The organism is Thalassospira sp. (assembly GCF_030690045.1).
Taxonomy (GTDB): Bacteria; Pseudomonadota; Alphaproteobacteria; order Rhodospirillales; family Thalassospiraceae; genus Thalassospira.
Window position 1 is genome coordinate 39,032 of sequence record NZ_JAUYHK010000005.1, and the last position, 18,346, is coordinate 57,377.

Here is an 18,346-nt window from a genome sequence, read left to right on the forward strand (position 1 = left end):
ATTACCCGGCGGATTTTTGCAGCACGGTTTCATCGGCCTTGGCCAGAACCGCATGCAGTAACACCTGCCCGCCTGCATCCGACCAGTGTTTGTGGACTTCTTCGATTTCATTATGGCTGATGCCATCAACACAGGGGATAAAGATCATTGCGGTCGGGCAGACCTGTGCCAGATAGCAGGCATCATGACCAGCACCCGATACAATGTCGCGGGCCGAAAACCCGCCGATTTCCACACCACACCGCACCGCTTCAACACAGGAAGCATCAAACGGCACCGGCGCATAATAAAAAATCTGATCCAACGTGCATTCAAGGCCGATTTCCGATGTCACACGTTCCACCTCGCGGCGTAATTCCGCATCCATATCGGCCAGAACGGCATCATCGGGATGACGGAAATCAACGGTGAAAAACACCCGGCCGGGAATGACATTCCGCGAATTGGGATGGATTTGCATCATGCCGACCGTCGCACAGGCCAGCGGCCGTTTCAGGCCGATCTTATTGACGATATCAATAATCCGCGCCGCCCCCAAAAGCGCATCCTTGCGCGATTGCATCGGGGTCGGTCCGGCATGGGCTTCGACCCCGATCAGGGTGATTTCATACCAGCGTTGACCTTGGGCATCGGTGACAATGCCGATATCCTTGCCTTCATCTTCAAGAATCGGCCCCTGTTCGATATGAGCTTCGAAATAGGCCGCCATCGGATGGGCGTTTATCGTCGGTTCGTCATCCCCCAGATAGCCGATCCGCGCCAGTTCCTGCCCCATGGTCTTGCCATCGATATCGGCACGGGAATGACCGTATTCCAGGTCAAACACCTTGGCAAACACGCCCGATGCCACCATCGCCGGGGCAAAGCGCGATCCTTCCTCGTTGGTCCAGCACACGACCTCAAGCGGAGCTTCAGTTTCGTATTTGGCTTCATTAAGGGTGCGGATCACTTCCAGCCCAGCCAGAACACCATAAACCCCATCATATTTGCCCCCGGTGGGCTGGCTATCAAGGTGGCTTCCCATCACAACCGGCGGCAGATCGGCTTTTTTGCCTTCGCGCCGGGCAAAGATATTGCCCATTTTGTCGATGCGGATCGAACAACCTTCTGCCTTGCACCATGCAATAAACAAATCGCGGCTTTCGCGATCCAGATCGGTCAGGGCCAACCGGCACACACCGTCCTTGGCGGTTTTACCGATTTTTGCCATTTCCATCAGGCTATCCCATAACCGGTCGCCATTGATCGACAGATTGCGGACGTGCGACTGAACAGTCATTTAAATCTTCCTTTCAACGGATTACTCAGCGGCATGGCGCATCGGGTTCAACGGATGTTCCGGCCAGGTCATATAGGGTTTGTCCGTCTTGACCGGTTCCATCGTGATACAATCGGGCACCGGACAAATGTGGTAACACAAGTTGCACCCCACACATTCCTCGTCGATCACCACAAATTCACGATGGCCGTCTTCCTTGACATTCATCGCAATCGCCTGATGCGAGGTATCCTCGCACGCAATATGGCATCGACCGCACTCGATACAATTATCGGGATTGATCACCGCCTTGGTATCGAAATTCATGTTCAGTTCGTTCCAGTTCGCCACCTGCGGTACCGCTGCCCGGGTGAATTGTTCGACACTGGTGTAACCCTTGTCGTCCATCCACTGGCTCATACCGTCGATCAAATCATCGACCACGCGGAACCCGTAAATCATTGCCGCCGTACAAACCTGCACCGCGTTCGATCCCAGCGCCATGAATTCAACCGCATCTTTCCAGGTGGTGATGCCGCCAATACCGGAAATTTCAAGCGCCTGCGTTTCCGGCGTGCGGGCGATTTCGGCCACCATATTCAGCGCAATCGGCTTGACCGCCGACCCGCAATAACCGCCATGCGTACCCTTGCCATCAACCATCGGCTCGGGCGTCATGCTGTCCAGATCAACCGAAATGATCGAATTGACGGTATTGATCAGCGACACGGCATCCGCCCCGCCCTTAAGCGCGGCCTCGGCCGACCACAGGATATTGGTGATGTTGGGTGTCAGTTTGGTAAAGACCGGAATATCGACCGCATCCTTGACCCAGCGGGTAACCTGTTCGACCATTTCCGGCACCTGACCAATCGCCGATCCCATGCCGCGTTCGCACATGCCATGCGGGCAGCCTAGGTTCAGTTCAAGGCCATGCACACCACTTTCGGCGATTTGCTGGGCCAAATCTTTCCATGCCCGTTCTTCAATCGGTGCCATCATCGACCCGATAATGACATGATCGGGCCATTCCTTGCGGCATTCGCGAATTTCGGCAAGATTGACCGACAATGGCCGGTCTGAAATCAGTTCGATATTGTTTATGCCCAGCAATCGGCGGTTCTGATCGTGATGCGCGCCATAGCGCGACGAGACATTGACCACCGGTGGATCAATGCCCAGCGTCTTCCACACCACGCCCCCCCATCCTGCCTGAAAGGCGCGGACAACATTGTATTTCTTGTCCGTTGGCGGCGCAGATGCCAGCCAGAATGGGTTTAATGAATGGATACCGGCAATTTTACAGCTCAGATCAGCCATGGTCTCTCTCCCTCTGGCTCAGGCGTTTTTCAAAAAGGCATCAATGGCGTGGGCGGCACATTTTCCATCCTCAACCGCCTGAACGGTCAAATCCTCGCCGCTTTTGATGCAATCGCCCCCGGCAAAAATCCCCGGTGCTGTCGTCTGGTAATTTTCATCAACCACGATCTTGCCCCCGGCAATTTCCATACCGGCCAGATCGTCTGTTTTGATTTTCTGGCCGATGGCTTTCAGGATTTGATCCGCCCGGATTTCAAATGTCTCGCCGGTGCCGGTCAATTTGCCATCGCGCAATTCGGTTTTTTCAAACGCCATACCGATCAGTTTGCCATTAGCCTTGATCGCCACGGGCATCGCCCAGTAACGGACAATCACCCCGTTGATTTTTGCCAGTTCCTGCTCAAACTCGGTCGCCGACATATGTTCGGGCCCCCGGCGATAAACCAGGGTGACTTCTTCGGCACCAAGGCGTTTGGCCTGCACAGCGGCATCAATCGCGGTATTGCCACCGCCGATCACAATCACATTATTCCCCACCGGCATGTTGGATTTCGGCTCGGTCTGACGCAATTGTTCGATAAAGCGGATCGCATCATCGATACCATCAAAACTTTCACCCGGCAGGCCAAGATCATTGCTGGCGCCAAGACCCACCCCGACAAAGACCGCGTCATAGCTATCACGCAGCGATTGCAGGTTCAGATCACGGCCCAGTGCCTTGCCATGTTCGATACGAATGCCGCCAATGCCCAGCAGGAATTCCACTTCGCGCTGCGCAAAATCATCGGTCATTTTATAGGCAGCAAGACCATATTCATTCAGCCCGCCCGCTTTGGGTCTGGATTCAAAAATCGTCACATCATGGCCCAGCATGGCCGCCCGGTGCGCACAGGACAACCCGGCAGGACCGGCTCCGACCACGGCAATCTGTTTGCCGCTCAGCGCCGCACGTTTGAACGGATGGGGCAAATCGGTGCGTGCCATACGATGATCAACGGCATAGCGTTGCAAACTGCCGATTTCAACGGCGGTATCTTCGGCCACATTGCGCACACAGGCCTGTTCGCACAACACCTCGGTCGGACAGGCACGCGCACAGGTGCCACCCAGAATATTGGCCGACAAAATGGTTTTGGCGGCCCCATCGGGGTTGCCGGTGCTGATTTTGCGGATGAAAGACGGAATATCGATGGATGTCGGGCATGCCGTAACGCAGGGCGCATCATAGCAATACAGGCACCGGTTGCTTTCGGCCATGGCCTGAAGGGTGGAATAAGGCGGATGCAGATCAGAAAAATTGTTTCCGACCTCAACCGGTGTCATCGAACCGGCACTTGATGCGGGCTTGGCCTGCAAAATCGTCATGGTGTGTCTCCCTGCCGTTAAGGCGTCCTCTCCTGCGTCAGCGAGAGACACGGGCAAATCATGAACAGATTGGCGGCGTTCGCAGGCGGGAAAGCCCGTCCGACCCGATCCATTACATCATCTGCATTCCTGGCGTTTCACGATGTCGCCTTGCGGTCGTCCATCGCTTCCCTTTTTTGACTGCCGCGCCTTTGTATCGTTAAGGTTGATTGCGCGTACAGCAGCCTCTCTCTGACCGTTACAGGATGATCATTCCTGATCATTTGGTCAAGATTAATTTTATGGCCTTTGGATACAGGCAAAGCTGCCCTGCAAGGCCCGATCTTTGCAAGACCGGCAAAATATGCGATTTTATCGTCATGGTTTGCGCATTTATGATATGAGGCGCACCAAAGAGATTTCCCGTAGCACGCCAGATAAAAGACCCAAAGTGATGAACATCCCGTCGCGCCGTTCCGAATTGCTGATGCCTGCCGGTTCGCTGGAAAAGCTGAAAATCGCCGTTCTGTATGGCGCGGATGCCGTTTATATGGGCACGCCGGATCTGTCGCTGCGGGTCAAAAGCCAGATGTCGCTGGAAGACGTGATCGAAGGCATTGAATTCGCCCATGCCCATCATGTGCGGGTCTATCTGACGCTGAATTTGTTTTCGCATAACAAGGACATCGACAAGCTGCCGGAATATGTCGAGGCAGTGCGCAAGGTCATGCCCGATGGGTTGATTGTCGCCGATCCGGGTGTTTTCATGTTTGTGCGCGAACATGCACCGGAACTGGAACTGCATGTTTCGACCCAAGCCAATGTCTGTTCATGGCAATCGGTGAAATTCTGGCAAAGCCTTGGCGCGAAGCTGTGCGTTCTGGGGCGCGAGGTTTCCTATGCCGAACTGACCGAAATTCGTGAAAAATGCCAGGATATCAAGCTGGAAGCCTTTGTGCATGGCTCGATGTGCATGACCTATTCCGGGCGGTGTTTGCTGTCAAACTTCATGGCCGAACGCGGGGCCAATCAGGGAGCCTGCGCCAATTCCTGCCGCTGGAAATACAAGGTCCATATGAAGCTTAAGGACGGCACGGTCAAGGAACTGAACCTGACCGAAGAAAATATGGAACTGTTTGATTTCTTCCTTGAAGAAGAAATGCGCCCCGGCGAATTGATGGAAATTCACGAAGACGAACGCGGTTCCTATATCCTTAATTCCCGCGATCTCTGCATCATGCCAAAACTTGAGGACTACCTGAAAATCGGCGTGGACAGCCTCAAGGTCGAGGGACGCGGCAAAAGCCCCTATTACGCCGGGCTGGTCGCACGCGCCTATCGCATGGCGATTGACGACTGGTACAAGGACCCAATAGGCTGGTCGCCCGAACCCTATATGAAGGAACTCGCCACCATCCCCAACCGGGGTTATACGCTGGCGTTTCATGAAGGCCGTCTGACCAATTATGCACATGGCTATGACAGTTCGGGCAATGTGTCGGACTGGGAATTTGCCGGCATGATCGAGGCGGTCGAAGACGACGCCTTTGTCGTGGCCGTCAAAAATCGCCTGATTGCCGGGGATGTTCTGGAATTTGTGCCGCCCAAATCGCGCAAGACATTACTTTTGCGTATTTACGAATTCATCGATGCCGCCACCGGCAAGGTGGCCGAAGCCGTCAATGCCGGGCAAAAACCAATGATTCGCATTCCCTTTGCCCTGTTTGATCAGGAAGACCTTTCCTATCTGCGCACCGCCTTCCCGCCCCTGACCCTGATCCGCAAGGAAAAGGCCCTGACCGAGGATGAATGGCAGCGCATGAAGCTGGACATGGAAGGTCAGAAAATTGAACTGGGCGGCGGAAATGAAGACCGTTACGACGCCAAACGCAACGCCCTGCAAACCGCCCTTGATGAACGCCAAAAAGAACGCAGCTTTAAAACGCCGCGTGTTGGTACGCAAGGATGCTGCGGACGTGGCTGCAATGGCTGCCTGATTTTCTGGCACGATGACAGCTATGCCAAGGCTCGCGATATCCTCGCCAAACGCAAACAGGGCGAGATGCTGGAATATGACGGCAGGACGGTGGCGGCGGAATAACTCCACCGCCTGTCATCCTTTGCGGCTCTTTGCTTGTTCACATCGCCAGCGCAACCCATCCCCATGCCAACACCAAGCTGATCAGTGTCACCGGAATACCGATACGGGCATAATCGCCAAAGGTAATGATCACGCCCAATGCCCTGGCGCGTTCCACTGCAATGATGTTGGCAACACTGCCGACAATCAGAAAATTTCCTGACAGCGTGCTGAAAATCGCCAACCCATACAGCATGTTTTCCGACCATTCCGGTCCCAGCGGCAACAGCAGCATCACCAGCGGCACATTGCCAATCGTATTGCTACCGATCAGTGATAACGCTGCCAAAACGCCCGAAGCATCAATTTGCAACCCGGCCAGAATGCCGCGAAACAGCCCGGAGATATCGGGGTTTTGCGCCATTGCACCGGTCACAATAAACAGGCAGGAAAACAGGGCGAGCAAATGCCAGTCCACCATGCCCAACACCCGGTCGGTTCCCAGTTTACGGCTGAGCAATAACATCGCGACAATCAAAAGCGACCATGTGGCGCGGTCTTCGACAAAGACAAAAATCATCAGAAGGGCCATGGTCGCCAGCACTGCCTTCAGCAACACCGGCCGGTCCAGCACAACCTGATCTGCATCCGGCAGGCTTGCCGGTGCGATAACGGCGTGGTTGCCGTCCATCAGACGGCTTTTGGCAATCACACCATACACCATCGCCATCGCCATCACGGCAGGAATGCCACAGGCAAGGATAAAATCCCCGAAATCCAGATTGCCAAAATGCGCAATCAACAGGTTTTGCGGATTCCCGATCAGGGTCGCCGCCGACCCGGCATTGGCGGCACAGGCCACCGCAATAATATAGGCACGCGGGTCCAGTCCCCGATTCATCAGCCCTTTGATCAGGATCGGTGTCATCGCCCACACCACCACATCATTGGTCATCAGGGCGGATAATGTGCCCGAAACCACAATCACCCCGGCCAAAAGACCATTGGACGACAATTTCATATGGGTAATGCGATTGCCGATCCAGTCGAAAAAGCCGCTGGCGGCATATTGCGCCGAAACCACCATCAGGGTCAGCAATACAGACAGGGTATGAAAATCAATACTGCCCAGCGCATCGGGGCCGGATACCGCCCCGGCGACAAACAAAATCACCGCGCCAATCATCGCAACCCCGGTGCGATTGATCGCAAGCCCCGGCCACCTTCCCAGTGCCATACCGGTATAAACCGCCGCAAACACCGCAATGATCAGCCAGTCCATCCCCGTCCCCATTCAGACATCCATCCCCTGTGCGCCACAAAAGAAAACCCAAATCATCCAATCTGCGCCGCGTCAATCTGGATGTGACAGCATGTTGTTTCAGGACGGGGTTTTGCAGGCACGATCCTGCGCACCATAGGTCAACCAGCCCAGTTGCCAGCCGGTGGTATCGACCACCGGAAAATGCAGATAGCAACCCGGTGCAACCGGTGATTTGGGCGGGGCATAGGGATTGGCGGTAAAGAACGGGCCTATCCGTTCCGGCGGGGCAGCAAGGGGGACCATGACCGGTTCCCGGTGCCCGGCAAGGTCAATGCTGCAACGGATAAAACTGTTATTTTGACCGACCATATCAATGATCAGGGCGACATCCCCATCCCGCACCACAGAGGCAGCATGGGCAGGCGGGGCCGGATGGGCGTTCAGACAGGCCACCACCGGACCATAAAGCACGGGCAGCGCATCGGACCAGTCCCCGATCAGACGGGGCCGGTCCGGCAATACCAGTTCGGGGGATTTCCGGTCTGGTGACATTTTGGCCGCCTCGTCCATCGCACAGGCCGATACCGCCAGCAACGAAACACAAACCAACCCCTGCACCCATTTGCCAATACGCATCGGTATTTCCTGCCTGATCAAACTGTCGCCAAAGCCCCCGATATTAGCGGGTTATTGCAACGGCCCGCTATCGCCGCCCGCCATCACCGGCACCTGACGGCCATTCAGAACAAATTCGCCAATTGCGGCTTCTTCGTCTTCGGGCAGGCCGGTGGCAATCGCAAACAGGGCAGAATCCCCACCTCCAACCGCACAGGGCGACAGTCCCATATCCTCGGCCACCAGATAGAATGTTTCCATCGCCACCCCGACATGCAGCATCGACAGGCGATAGGCCACCCCCTGATATTTCCACGCCAACCTTAATAACCGGGACGCCATGATAATCACACAATCGGGCAAGTCACCGGCCTGCCCCATGCCACCTGCCGCCCCGGCGAGCATGGCCCGTACATAAGGCGGGTTCGCAGGCAGGGCATAAAGCGCATGATCACCGCCATGATATTGATACAGTCCCGGTTCCAGCCCGTCACAGCGATGGACCGCAATATAGAATTCCAGTTCATGGATCGACCCGCCCGAAGGCATCGGTCGTTTCAGCAATTCCTGCTCGCCCCCCATCATCTGGCCTCGGACCGAGACCGTCCGCCACAAAAACACCCCCAGATCGGCAAGTGTCAGGGGGAAATCGCCAGGTAAACGAATGGAACGCCGGGTTTCCATCACGCTGTTAAGCGGGCGGGATCGCGGGGTATCTTCGCTGTCGCGCAGGCGGGGCAAGGTAATCTTGCGGTCTGACATTGCCGGTTTTTGGGCGGGCGGCGACGCAAGGTTGTCTTTCAACCGGTAATTCATCCCAAGACGCGCCGATCCCAGAAAAGATCGCGATCCGGCGTGAAACACCCGATCATGAAATTCCCATGCCTGCCGGGATGGCGTATCGGTTGCCTCATGTTCCAGAAACCCGGCACACCACAGGAAATGCCAAAAAGCGGATGACGTGCCGGATGCAGAACGGGCAAACGCTATCGGCAGTAAATCCTGCCCTGCCCCGGTAAAGCGTAATGCCGCATGATATTCGGGGTTTTCCAAAAGAACGGCATCCCCATCGCGCCGCATAAAGGCAAAGCGCGATAAAACCGCCCCGTCGGGCACCGGATCCGGTTTGAATTTGGGATAAAACAACCGGGATCGGGGATCAAGGAAACATAGCGGCTGTTGTGTCGTGCCAAACCACCAGCGCACCATGTCATTCTGCGTCAGGCGACGCAGCAAAACGTCGGTAGTTTTGGCAACATCCCCGTCAGAAAGCCCAGGATCAAGATCGGTCACCGCCCGCCGCAAATCAGGCACAGACATGCCCGCCGTTTCCGGCATCCGCCCGACCAGTTCCGCCAAACCAGCATCGGACCACGGTAATTCATTGCTGGTCCCGCCCTGAAAATGCACCGTCAGCACCGCCCGTTCACCATCATACGAAATGCCGGTAATCAGCGGCGACAGCATCATCCCGAAAAACGGTTCGGACGTCTGGAATGTCATCACAAAAAGACCCTAAAGGAAAAAGTTAACAGGGTTAAGATCGTGTTCGTCCAATGGCCGATCCAGAACCCCCATGCGCACCGGGGCCTCGGTCAGGCGGCCAGGCGCGCGCCGGTTCCAGAAATGCCGCAATCCGGGCACAACAACCCGCACGCAATTAAGGGGCAAATCCTTGCGGCTGTAATCCACTACGATAAAATCGTGACCTGCCTGTGCCACACGATCAACGCCATGTTGCACCGCCTGATCGATGCTGTCGAAATTATGGGCAGGCATATCGGCCACCGTGATCATGCCATCGGGTTTCAGATAGGGATGTTCGTCCAGGCTGGCCTGATCAATCCAGTGCCAAAGCGCATCATCGACCAGATTATTGGCTGTGCGTTGTGTATCGGGGGTCAAATCAAACAGGATAATCTGGTGAATTTCGGTCAGGGCGCGCAAGGCAGCGATACGACCATCGATATGCGCGCCAAATCCGGTCAGGATACGACGGCCATCAAACGTTGACGATACCGCCACCACCACCGGAATCCCCAGATCGGTGGTGATATCAAGCAACCAGATATCGCGCCCCAGACTGCGATAATAATCGCACACCCGCGTCACATAAGCATCATCCAGCCCCTCGAACGAGATTTGCCGGACACGCAGCCGGTTATACCACCAGATCGCCACCGCATCGCGCTCCACCACTTCAAGAAAGCCCTGCAAAATAGCTTCTTCGATGCTGCCGCCTGTTGCACAGCCATTGGAATCGGCCCAGCAGAATTTATGATCACCCGGCACAATATCGTTGGGATATTGAAAAAAACAAAACCGGCTGGGTAGCCAGCGTGCGGCATCATCACGCAGCGACCATGCCGGACTCCAGTCAATCAGTGCAGCTTCATCAAACGGATCGGGGATGCGGCCCATCGCGCTGATTGTCCTGTTCAATTCAGCCCTGTTTTCATATTGAAAATCGCTAAATTGCAAAAATTCCTGCGGATGTGGGGCCCACTCGGCCATATCCTGCCAGCTTGCCTGTCGGCGCGACTCACTGCCAACCCATTGTGCGCCATACCGCTCCACCGCCTCGGCCAGACAGCTTATTTTTGCCTGTACCGCACTTAACCCCTTGCCCGCCGCCCCGCCGGGGCGGCCAAGGGTGCGGTTCTGACGCGGGTCAATCGCCGCCCGATTGCCTTGAGATGCGCTATAGACATGCAACCCTTCGGCCAAGACGACCGGTTGTATATGGGAAACGATCCCGGTAATCGGACTGACGATGGGTTCCAGCCGCGAAAGCGCCTGTTCCGGCGAAAGGGTGCGCCACCCGCCATCGGCTCCGTCATGGTTTTTAACCGGTGACAACCGGATCGGTTTGGCTTCGACCGTTGCCTCTGCCCCGCCCTGTACGCTGTCCTGTACCGGGCAATCGTCAAATAACGGCACGCCGTGCAAATCACGCTGCCCATCGGCAACTGCCCAGGTCATCAGGCGCTGTTCGACCAATTTCGATTGGCCAAGGGCAAAGCGGGTCAGTTCCAGCGTCGCCTGACCGTGTGCAATCGCCAATGTTGCCGGAATCCATGCCTTTGCCGACCGGGCACCGGTCATGGTCGGTGCCACCACATGTTCGCTCGGTCGATGTTCGGCCAAACGCCGCGCCAGACAAAAATAACAATTATGGTCGCCATCATGGGTGCCCATCAACGGCCCGAACCATGCCGACATGCCACCCGGCTTGAACGGAATCCACACTTGCTTGCGCCGTGCTGCCGACCGGGCAAAATCATTCAGACCCGGTTGCAAATAATCCTCGACCAGCACAATCGACACATGGGCGTTTTTATGATCGCTGATGCAAAAACCCGCCGCCATCAGCATGGCACTCAAGTGCGATGCCTGTACCGATCCGGCCGGGCCATCCTTGCCCAGCGGCACCACCGCCACCCGGTATTGCGCCAAATGATTTTCGCAATCGACCGGCGGCAGGTTCTGCGCACTCCAGAATGCCGAACGCGCACTGTCGGCCCACGGTTCCACCGGCACGACATACCGTTTCGCCAGCATGGTATCAATCAGGCCATTGATGTCCTCGACGGTCGCACTCCCGGCCAACTGTTCAATAATTTGCGCCCGGTTATACCGGCCATCCAGCAAGGGCATGATCATCACATACCCCGCCCCGGACAACCGGAAACTCTGATCCTCGGACAACAGCATGAACTGGTCATCACCCATGCGATGCACGTTGAAATGCGGTGCGACCGCCAGATAATGATTGGTATTCTGTCCCATGAACCGGTCTTTGCCGGTTTTGATACCGGCCCCTCTTTTGGGCGGGAGCAGCCCCGCCTTGTGTTGTTTGTTTTATACGGGCCTGATGCCCGCTAATTTACCGGCATCTCAATCATCCGGCAGTTGCATCATTTTCAATCATGGCGTAGACTAGTGCAACAAAAAGTCTTGGGGGTTCAACAAGATAAATTAAAATTACGTCAGATGCCACGATGCCCGGATATCCCCTTTCAGGATTTCCGGTTTGTATTTGTGATTCCGTCGGGGGAACAGTCCGGTCGACGTGAACAATTGTTCAGGAGTAGCAGGGATTATGACAAACAACAATTCCACACGAGCCGGTCATGTACCGCCCCCGATTTTCTGTCATTTTAGCGAAGATGAAGAACTCGCTGCGGGTGCTTATCCGCCACCCTGCGGCTTTCCGTGCCGTATCAGCGATGACGAAAATCTCGCGGCACAATCCGGGTCTGCACCGAATCCGCACTCCATGTGCCTAGTTCCTCCTTGCACGATCAAAGACGAAGAACTGGCTGCGGGTTCTTATCCGCCGCCCTGCGGCATTCCGTGCCGCATCAGCGATGACGAAAATCTTGCTGCACAGTCAGCACCGATGCCCTGCACTTTTTCGCGCATCAGCGATGATGACAATCTGAATGTTTCGGGTTCCCCCCGTCCCTGCGCGCCCTGCTTTGTCGGCTCGGACGAAGAACTCGCTGCGGGCGCCGTCCCGCCGCCCTGCGGCATTCCGTGCCGCATCAGCGAAGATAACAATCTTTCCCCGCGGCCCCCGTTGCCCTGCTTTCCATGCCGCATCAGTGATGATGAGAATCTCATGGCACAGCCAACACCGATGCACTGGACCTTTTCGCGCATCAGCGATGATGACAATCTGAGTGCCTTGGCTTCCCCCCGCCCCTGCGCACCCTGTTTTGTCGGCTCGGATGAAGAACTTGCTGCGGGTGCTGTTCCGCCACCCTGCATGTTGCCGTGCCGCATCACCGAAGACAACAATCTTTCCCCATACCCCCCCACACCTTTGCCCTGCTTCCCGTGCCGCATCAATGATGATGCGACAGATACCTTGGCCGCTTCGGGCATAGACAATGTTCCGGCTCCGGCTCTCGGGCGCTTTAGCTATGACGAACAGATTGAGGCCGTAAAGGCTATCCTGCCCTGCTGCTTGCCCTGCCGCATCAGTGATGATGAAAATCTGAACCTTTCGGGCTCCCCGCGTCCCTGCGCTCCTTGCTTTGTCGGTTCGGACGAAGAACTCGCTGCGGGCGCTGTTCCGCCGCCCTGCGGTTTTCCTTGCCGCATCAGCGATGATGAAAATCTTGCTGCACAGTCAGCACCGATGCCTCCTTGCATGTTTTCGCGCATCAGCGATGATGACCTGAACGCATCAGGCCCCTATCCGGGCAGATGCGGGCCTTGCGTTATCGGGGGGGAAACTCTGTCCGCTTCGGGCGCAACACATGCACCGGTTCCGATATACTCGCATATGCGCAACGATGACGATCTGAGTGTTGCGGCAGCATCAACTGTGCGTCCACCTGTCGGCTATTGCTTCATCAGCAACGATCAGGACCTTGATCTGGGCGCAGTCCGTCCGGATCAAAACTGGTGCCGTTCTTCTTATGATGAAGTCCTTGATGTAACCGCATCCGATTCACCTTTTTGCGGATTTCAATGCAGGATCGACAGCGACAACCTGTCGCTGAACGGCGTGGCCCGTCCGCAGTGCGGACCGTGCCAACCATGTTTTGCCACCACAGACGAAAAAGTGTCATCCACCTTGTTTCCGCGTCCGGGCTCGTTCTGTTCCTGATTTCGGGCAGAATATGTCCTGACCCGTCAGGAATCAGGAAGATTTGACAGGGCGCGATTGCCGATTTGTTTTGGCAATCGCGCTTTTTTATCCTTGGGGGACGGCCCTGGATGTGACCGCAATGTCATTCAGAAAAGAGACACTACATGACCACTATTCTGCCCCTGCCCTGTCAGATTGTTGAATATGATCCGTCCTGCATGAAAGACATGCTGCGCGAACTGGTGGCGGAATGGGGCGGGAATGATCCGGCCTCGCATTTTTATAATTTCTGGCAATCGCTGATCACCGAACCGCACAAAAGCATGGAAGTCGTTTTATTGGCCGTCAATGATGATCAGGCCGTTGGCATGGCCTTTGCCAACTGGCGTCCCTATCGGGATGAAAATTCGCGATCAGTTGTATTTCTTGTCGCCAATGATTGTCAGAAAAAAGGGGTCGGTACTGCCCTTAAGAACGGCATGGATTCCGCCTTTCGCAAACGCGGCCTGATCAGTCAGGTCGCCATGCTCAGTGAAACATCACTCGATACCGCCGGTTTTTTCGAGAAAACCGGCTTTGTCCCCGAAGAAGACGTGGTGCGGCTGGAATGGAAAGGTGATGCCTATTCCTATAAAGAAGTCCCCGGCCTGACCCTGCATCTCTATGACAGCACCTGTCTTGATGACAGGATCAATGCCGAACTGGCCGAATTTTACAATCGCGCCTATGCCAATGAAGGATTATGCCCCCGGTTTACCGGCGAGCATATCCGCCGTCTGATCTCCGACGATAACGCATGGATGATCTATGCCCGCGATGACGCCACCAGCCAGATTGCCGCCTATACCGAATGCACCAATACGCCCCTGTTTTCCGGCATTGCGGTTCTACGTCCGTGGTGGGGAACCGGGCTTGCCGAATGGATTGGCGGCTATACGGTCGATCTGTATCGTGAACGGGGTTTTGACTCGTTATGGTGCATTGCCCGGCGCAGCAACGCCGCCTCGATCCGGTTGCAAAAACGCATGGGTTGGCATGTTACTGGTGCCTGTCCGCATTACATCGCCACGGTTCCAACAACCTGACAAAACATCCCGAAACAGGATCATCCACCCCGGAAAACGGCCCTGTGGGCCGCGTCGGGTTTTACCCTGCTGCCTCATAGCTTTACCCCCCGATAAAAAACTTTTCCAAACCCGCAAAAACCGCTTGCGTCCCCCAAAAAACAGGCGTAGAGACCGACTTGCCCAAAGTCGCACGTGCCTGTGGTGGTCCTGCTTCAAGAACCCTGTAGGACTTACTTAAAGCAACGACGGTGTAGGGCTTTTTTGGTCTCAGGTGGTTGTCCAAATCCACCGACACTGAAGAGGCACACCATCATTGCCCGCCGTGCGGAATGGCAGATTTCCCCATTCTTATATCGAGGCAACTTTCGCGAGCCCGGACGCATCCGGGTTCACGCCTGGCATACCGATAGTCCGCGATCTTGCGCCTCCACCGCGTTTGGTCGCATCAGGTGTCGGCCTGCTGTCATACATATAAGTGGAATGGGAGAACGCCCCCATGGCAACGCAGCGTATACTCGACTTCATCGCACAGCAGCGTCCGGAAGGCCCTTGCCTTGTTGTCGATCTTGACGTGGTTCAGCGCAACTACGAAACCTTTACCCGCGCCCTGCCGGATTCCCGCATTTTTTATGCGGTCAAATCCAACCCGGCCCCCGAAGTTCTGAGCCTGCTGGCCGATCTTGGCAGTTGCTTTGACACTGCATCGGTGCCGGAAATCGAAATGGCAATGGCCGCCGGTGCGACACCGGACCGTATTTCGTTTGGCAATACCATCAAAAAAGAACGCGACATTGCGCGTGCTTATGAAATGGGCGTGCGCCTTTACGCCGTTGATTGCGTCGAAGAAGTCGAAAAGATCGCCCGCGTTGCCCCGGCATCGCGTGTATTCTGCCGCATTCTGACCGACGGTGCCGGTGCCGAATGGCCCCTGTCGCGCAAATTCGGTTGCGCACCGACAATGGCGCTGGATGTTTTGCAGCATGCCCATCACATGGGTCTGGATGCTTATGGTGTGTCATTCCATGTCGGGTCGCAGCAATGCAATCTGGGCGCATGGGATACTGCCCTTGCCGAAGCTGCGATGATTTTCCGCACCCTGGCCGAAAAAGGCATCAATCTGCACATGGTCAATATGGGCGGCGGCTTTCCGACCCGTTATCTGCGCGATGTTCCGTCCACCGAAACCTATGGTGCTGCCATCGTCGATGCCCTGCACACCCATTTTGGCAATCACATGCCCGAAACCATTATCGAACCGGGCCGTGGCATGGTTGGGGATGCGGGCGTGATCAAGGCCGAAGTCGTGCTGATTTCGCGCAAACATGCCGATGATCCGGTGCGCTGGGTTTATCTGGATATTGGCAAATTCGGTGGCCTTGCCGAAACCATGGACGAAGCCATCCGTTACCCGATCACCACCCTTCGGGATGGCGATGATGTTTCGCCCTGCGTCATTGCCGGTCCGACCTGTGATTCAGCGGACGTTTTGTATGAAAAAAATCCATATAATCTGCCGGTTTCCTTGACGATTGGCGACGAAGTGCTGATTGAGGCAACCGGTGCCTATACCACCACCTATGCATCGGTGGCGTTTAACGGTTTCTCGCCGTTGACCGCCTATGTGATCTAGGCCCGGTCACATGATCGTCTTTGATCGCGAACAGGCTTCTCACCATACCCCGCGCGAGCAATTGCTGGATCGGGTTATGGGGGCGGAACGGTTTAAAAAATCGTCCGAATTGCTACGTGCGGGCCGTCTGCCCGCCGATGGCATGGCCTTTGTCGCCCATGACGGACGTCATCTGATCGGCACGGTGCGGCTGTGGCATGTCGTTGCAGGGACTGCCGGTCCGGCGCTGTTGCTGGGGCCGTTGGCCGTTGAAAAGGCCTATAACGGATCGGGTGTCGGGGCGGGATTGATGTATGCCGCCCTGAATGCCGCCCAGATCGCCGGACATCGTGCGGTATTGCTGGTCGGTGATCCGGATTATTATGCGCGGTTCGGCTTTACAGCCGATCCGGCCAGTGGATTGTTAATGCCCGGCCATTTTGACCGACACCGGTTTCTGGGCATCAATTTGCGCGATGACATTCTGGGCGGAACCAGCGGTATCTTGCAGGCCACCGGCCAGAAATCGCACTGAACACATTCTTGCAGATAACAAAATGGCGTCGAAGAAATTCCTTCGACGCCATTTGTTTTACCCGACAGACTACTCAGTTCGGATCGCAATTATTGCGTGATAACCAGCCGATAAAAACGCCGTTTTGTTCCAGACGTTCATGAGTGAAACATTTGCCACCGGGATAGGCCCCACGGGCCGGGGTAAAGCGCACCGAATCTTCGCCCGGCAGGATGTTGGCACTGCCATCAACCTGTTCGATATGGATGTCGCCTGCCCCGTTCGATGAAACAAGGCAGTCATGGCGCCCGCCATTGATATTGATGGTGCGAACCCCTGTCATGCCATGATTCATCGGCCATGCCGTCAACACCGATGGCAATTCGCCCACCGGCTGTTTCAGACAAGAATTGATTGCCGAATGCACATCCACAAAACGACGAGTCCATTCCGGATTGTCGGAACGCTGCAACCAGTCAACATCAACCACCGGATAATCCCCTGGTGCCAGCAACAGGGTTGATATCCCGTCAGTTGCCTCGCAGGCAGTATCCTTGCCATCGTTCCCGGCCCAGACGGCATTCTGCGCCGATCCGCGCAAGGTTCGGGTTTCATCGCCAAAGGCAAAACCGGAATCCGCCTTTTTGCGTTCCAGAATCATCGGCTCCCTGCCCAGAAATTCAACCACGACCCGTTTGCCATCGGCATCGAAACTGGCATAAAAGCGGCTTTGATCGGCACAGGCATAGGTGACCGTCGCCGTTGGCAACGTCACCTTGACAGATGTCATCCTGTCCGCCACCCGTGATTGGGCGACACGGGCCTGCGCCTGTGCGCCGCTGATTTCATGTTCATCCGGTTCGCTGGCAACCCCGTCAATCGTTTTTGATCCAAGGGCAAACCGCCCCATCGCAAAATCAAGTTTCAGGGTATAATTCAGGTTCTGATCACCATTTTCCGCCCCAAAATTTCGGCGACTGGCCTGTTCCGCAAAACGCAGCAAATCACCATTGCGAAAATAAAACGCAACCTTTGACTGTCCATAATCACCAAGATCGCGTTCTTCGCGCACCAGAACCGGCTTACGATCCCGATCAACAAACGCCTCGAACCGGGCCTTGCTGTCTCCTGCGCTATAACGGCCTTCGATCCGGCGGTAATCGCCCAGCCGGGCTTCAATGGTGGCAATATCATTGTCAAGCTTGCCAGCAAGATCGGCCGGGTCGCGTGATGCCCCGGCGGCGGCACGCTGAACGATGATTGTCGCATGGCTGCCCTTGCCCCGGGTTAACACCGGATAGGATTCGGTGTTGCGGAAAACTTCATTGTCATGCGGTCCGGTAATCACCGCCTCGACAAGGTATGTGTGGCGAGCATCAATTTGCGCGCGATTATAAGGAAGACGGAATTCCATCGGCGGCTGGGTAGCCTCAAGGGTGATTTTCGATATTTCAACCGACGACGCATCGGCCTTTGACGTATCGACCAACCGCACGATCAGGGTATTTTCACCCGGAATCAAGGCGATACGCTCACGATACGTCACTGTACCGGTTATCGTATCGCCATCCGGCGACACCATGCTGCAAGCCGCCGCCATGGTCACTGCGACCATGGCAATACACATCCGTGCCCGTACCAGCAGGAAGGGGGAAAAGTTCATATTTGCCTCT

13 protein-coding genes are annotated in these 18,346 nt (G+C 55.7%); 5 read left to right on the top strand and 8 right to left on the bottom strand.

Going from position 1 to position 18,346, the window contains the following annotated elements; translation table 11 throughout:
* Window position 1: 1 nt before the first annotated feature.
* From Q8O73_RS02450 to Q8O73_RS02460, 3 genes are read right to left on the bottom strand one after another with little or no spacing between them, the layout of a single operon-like run.
* Window positions 2–1,279, bottom strand: a complete 1,278-nt coding sequence (locus tag Q8O73_RS02450; RefSeq protein ID WP_305554409.1) for a Zn-dependent hydrolase — start codon at window positions 1,277–1,279, stop codon at window positions 2–4.
* Between the two features lie 21 nt (window positions 1,280–1,300).
* On the bottom strand, window positions 1,301–2,578 hold the full coding sequence (preA, locus tag Q8O73_RS02455) for an NAD-dependent dihydropyrimidine dehydrogenase subunit PreA (RefSeq protein WP_305554412.1): 1,278 nt from the start codon (window positions 2,576–2,578) through the stop codon (window positions 1,301–1,303).
* An 18-nt stretch (window positions 2,579–2,596) separates the two neighbouring features.
* Window positions 2,597–3,943 carry an NAD(P)-dependent oxidoreductase gene (locus Q8O73_RS02460; RefSeq protein WP_305554415.1) on the bottom strand — a complete coding sequence of 449 codons (1,347 nt, stop codon included), beginning with the start codon at window positions 3,941–3,943 and terminating at the stop codon, window positions 2,597–2,599.
* A 433-nt stretch (window positions 3,944–4,376) separates the two neighbouring features.
* Between Q8O73_RS02460 and Q8O73_RS02465 the strand changes: the two genes are divergently transcribed.
* Window positions 4,377–6,023, top strand: coding sequence for a U32 family peptidase (locus Q8O73_RS02465; RefSeq protein ID WP_305554417.1), 1,647 nt, complete (start codon window positions 4,377–4,379; stop codon window positions 6,021–6,023).
* Between the two features lie 37 nt (window positions 6,024–6,060).
* Here Q8O73_RS02465 and Q8O73_RS02470 read toward each other — a convergent pair whose 3' ends face one another.
* The 4 genes from Q8O73_RS02470 to Q8O73_RS02485 form a co-directional block, all read right to left on the bottom strand.
* A complete protein-coding gene (locus tag Q8O73_RS02470) occupies window positions 6,061–7,296 on the bottom strand; it encodes an SLC13 family permease (protein ID WP_305554420.1) in 1,236 nt (411 codons plus the stop codon).
* Window positions 7,297–7,383: 87 nt separating this feature from the next.
* Window positions 7,384–7,902, bottom strand: coding sequence for a hypothetical protein (locus Q8O73_RS02475; protein ID WP_305554424.1), 519 nt, complete (start codon window positions 7,900–7,902; stop codon window positions 7,384–7,386).
* Window positions 7,903–7,953: 51 nt separating this feature from the next.
* Window positions 7,954–9,384, bottom strand: coding sequence for a SagB family peptide dehydrogenase (locus Q8O73_RS02480; RefSeq protein ID WP_305554427.1), 1,431 nt, complete (start codon window positions 9,382–9,384; stop codon window positions 7,954–7,956).
* 12 nt (window positions 9,385–9,396) lie between these two features.
* The gene (locus tag Q8O73_RS02485; RefSeq protein ID WP_305554430.1) at window positions 9,397–11,670 is read right to left on the bottom strand and encodes a TOMM precursor leader peptide-binding protein; all 2,274 of its coding nucleotides are present in this window, start codon (window positions 11,668–11,670) and stop codon (window positions 9,397–9,399) included.
* Window positions 11,671–11,983: 313 nt separating this feature from the next.
* On the opposite strand from Q8O73_RS02485, the gene Q8O73_RS02490 reads away from it, so the two are divergent.
* From Q8O73_RS02490 to Q8O73_RS02505, 4 genes are all read left to right on the top strand, one after another.
* On the top strand, window positions 11,984–13,501 hold the full coding sequence (locus tag Q8O73_RS02490; protein WP_305554434.1) for a hypothetical protein: 1,518 nt from the start codon (window positions 11,984–11,986) through the stop codon (window positions 13,499–13,501).
* A gap of 146 nt (window positions 13,502–13,647) precedes the next feature.
* Complete coding sequence (locus Q8O73_RS02495) at window positions 13,648–14,568, top strand: GNAT family N-acetyltransferase (protein WP_305554437.1); 921 nt, start codon at window positions 13,648–13,650, stop codon at window positions 14,566–14,568.
* Between the two features lie 478 nt (window positions 14,569–15,046).
* Entirely contained in the window at window positions 15,047–16,180 is a 1,134-nt protein-coding gene (locus Q8O73_RS02500) for a type III PLP-dependent enzyme (protein ID WP_305554441.1), read from the top strand.
* Between the two features lie 10 nt (window positions 16,181–16,190).
* Window positions 16,191–16,694, top strand: coding sequence for a GNAT family N-acetyltransferase (locus Q8O73_RS02505; RefSeq protein ID WP_305554444.1), 504 nt, complete (start codon window positions 16,191–16,193; stop codon window positions 16,692–16,694).
* A gap of 73 nt (window positions 16,695–16,767) precedes the next feature.
* On the opposite strand, the gene Q8O73_RS02510 is transcribed toward Q8O73_RS02505, so the two are convergent.
* Entirely contained in the window at window positions 16,768–18,336 is a 1,569-nt protein-coding gene (locus Q8O73_RS02510; RefSeq protein WP_305554447.1) for a YbaY family lipoprotein, read from the bottom strand.
* Between the last annotated feature and the right edge of the window lie 10 nt (window positions 18,337–18,346).

Bases quoted from the DNA above. Each gene is read 5' to 3' on its own strand.
- Q8O73_RS02485 (WP_305554430.1), bottom strand. From the start codon at position 11,670: ATGGGACAGAATACCAATCATTATCTGGCGGTCGCACCGCATTTCAAC.
- Q8O73_RS02480 (WP_305554427.1), bottom strand. From the start codon at position 9,384: ATGACATTCCAGACGTCCGAACCGTTTTTCGGGATGATGCTGTCGCCG.
- Q8O73_RS02495 (WP_305554437.1), top strand. From the start codon at position 13,648: ATGACCACTATTCTGCCCCTGCCCTGTCAGATTGTTGAATATGATCCG.
- Q8O73_RS02490 (WP_305554434.1), top strand. From the start codon at position 11,984: ATGACAAACAACAATTCCACACGAGCCGGTCATGTACCGCCCCCGATT.
- Q8O73_RS02510 (WP_305554447.1), bottom strand. From the start codon at position 18,336: ATGAACTTTTCCCCCTTCCTGCTGGTACGGGCACGGATGTGTATTGCC.
- Q8O73_RS02460 (WP_305554415.1), bottom strand. From the start codon at position 3,943: ATGACGATTTTGCAGGCCAAGCCCGCATCAAGTGCCGGTTCGATGACA.
- Q8O73_RS02500 (WP_305554441.1), top strand. From the start codon at position 15,047: ATGGCAACGCAGCGTATACTCGACTTCATCGCACAGCAGCGTCCGGAA.
- Q8O73_RS02470 (WP_305554420.1), bottom strand. From the start codon at position 7,296: ATGGGGACGGGGATGGACTGGCTGATCATTGCGGTGTTTGCGGCGGTT.
- preA (WP_305554412.1), bottom strand. From the start codon at position 2,578: ATGGCTGATCTGAGCTGTAAAATTGCCGGTATCCATTCATTAAACCCA.
- Q8O73_RS02475 (WP_305554424.1), bottom strand. From the start codon at position 7,902: ATGCGTATTGGCAAATGGGTGCAGGGGTTGGTTTGTGTTTCGTTGCTG.
- Q8O73_RS02450 (WP_305554409.1), bottom strand. From the start codon at position 1,279: ATGACTGTTCAGTCGCACGTCCGCAATCTGTCGATCAATGGCGACCGG.
- Q8O73_RS02465 (WP_305554417.1), top strand. From the start codon at position 4,377: ATGAACATCCCGTCGCGCCGTTCCGAATTGCTGATGCCTGCCGGTTCG.
- Q8O73_RS02505 (WP_305554444.1), top strand. From the start codon at position 16,191: ATGATCGTCTTTGATCGCGAACAGGCTTCTCACCATACCCCGCGCGAG.